General features: G+C 46.0%; 1 protein-coding gene. It reads left to right on the top strand.

The annotated features are described in order from the left end of the window. Positions 1-1,434: ATP-dependent zinc metalloprotease FtsH (ftsH, locus tag BQ7314_RS01310; RefSeq protein ID WP_174481905.1), on the top strand; the 1,434-nt coding region annotated here is incomplete at both ends.

Genomic DNA, 1,434 nt, shown 5'->3' with positions numbered 1-1,434 from the left:
CTGGGTAACGTCCAAGTAGAGTCCAAGCCTATAGAAAGGCAGAGTATCTGGTCTCAGTTGCTGGTAGCCAGCTTTCCAATTCTTATTATCCTTGGCATTTTTATGTTTTTTATGCGGCAGATGCAGAGTGGCAATGGTGGGCGTGGAGTTGGGCCTATGAGTTTTGGTAAAAGTAAAGCAAGGTTATTACCGGAGGATAAGGTTAAAACAACATTTGCTGATGTTGCTGGAGTTGAAGAAGCCAAGGACGAAGTTCATGAGCTGGTGGATTTTCTGCAGGACCCGGGTAAGTTTCAGCGACTAGGCGGTAGAATTCCTCGCGGAGTGTTAATGGTTGGCCCTCCTGGGACTGGCAAAACCTTGATAGCCAAGGCTATTGCCGGTGAAGCTAAAGTTCCTTTCTTTACAATTTCTGGCTCTGACTTTGTTGAAATGTTTGTTGGGGTGGGTGCGTCTCGTGTCCGTGACATGTTCGAACAGGCCAAAAAACAGGCGCCTTGTATTATATTTATTGACGAGATTGATGCAGTGGGTCGTCATCGTGGTGCAGGAATGGGGGGAGGGCACGATGAGCGTGAGCAAACTTTGAATCAATTATTGGTTGAAATGGATGGTTTTGAAGGAAATGATGGAGTTATTGTAATTGCTGCCACTAACCGCCCTGATGTTCTTGATCCTGCATTGTTGCGTCCCGGGCGTTTTGATCGACAGGTGGTTGTTGGTCTACCTGATATCCGTGGGCGAGAACAAATCATTAAAGTGCATATGCGTAAAGTACCGATTGCCGATGATGTTGATGCTAGCGTTGTTGCTCGTGGTACGCCGGGTTTTTCTGGTGCTGACTTGGCTAATCTAGTTAATGAAGCAGCTTTGTGTGCAGCAAAAGCGAATAATCGTACAGTACATATGCGTGAGTTTGAGCTTGCTAAAGATAAAATTATGATGGGTGCAGAGCGCAAGTCTATGGTGATGAGCGATAAGGAGAAGAGTAATACCGCTTATCATGAAGCTGGGCATGCGATTGTGGGTCGTCTTGTTATCGATCATGATCCGGTCTATAAAGTTAGCATTATTCCCCGCGGGAGGGCTCTTGGTGTTACTATGTTTTTGCCGCAAGAAGACCGTTACAGTCATAGCAGGCAAGCATTGATGAGTCAGATTAGTTCTCTTTTTGGTGGTCGCATTGCGGAAGAAATGATCCTTGGTAAGGACGGTATCACCACTGGAGCCTCAAATGATATTCAGAGAGCAAGCCAGATTGCTCGAAGTATGGTGACCAAATGGGGGTTTTCAGAAAAACTGGGTCCGTTTATGTATGACGTAGAAGAAGGCGAGATTTTTCTGGGGAAAAGCTATGGCTCCAGTAAAGCAGCTGTTTCCTCAGCAACGGCACAACTCATTGATGAGGAAGTCCGTAGTATCATTGATGAGTGT

It is taken from the genome of methanotrophic endosymbiont of Bathymodiolus puteoserpentis (Logatchev), assembly GCF_900128525.1.
In the GTDB taxonomy this organism is placed as follows: Bacteria; Pseudomonadota; Gammaproteobacteria; order Methylococcales; family Methylomonadaceae; genus Methyloprofundus.
Note: the sequence above shows the minus strand (reverse complement) of the source record. Positions and strands in the feature narration are given on the sequence as shown.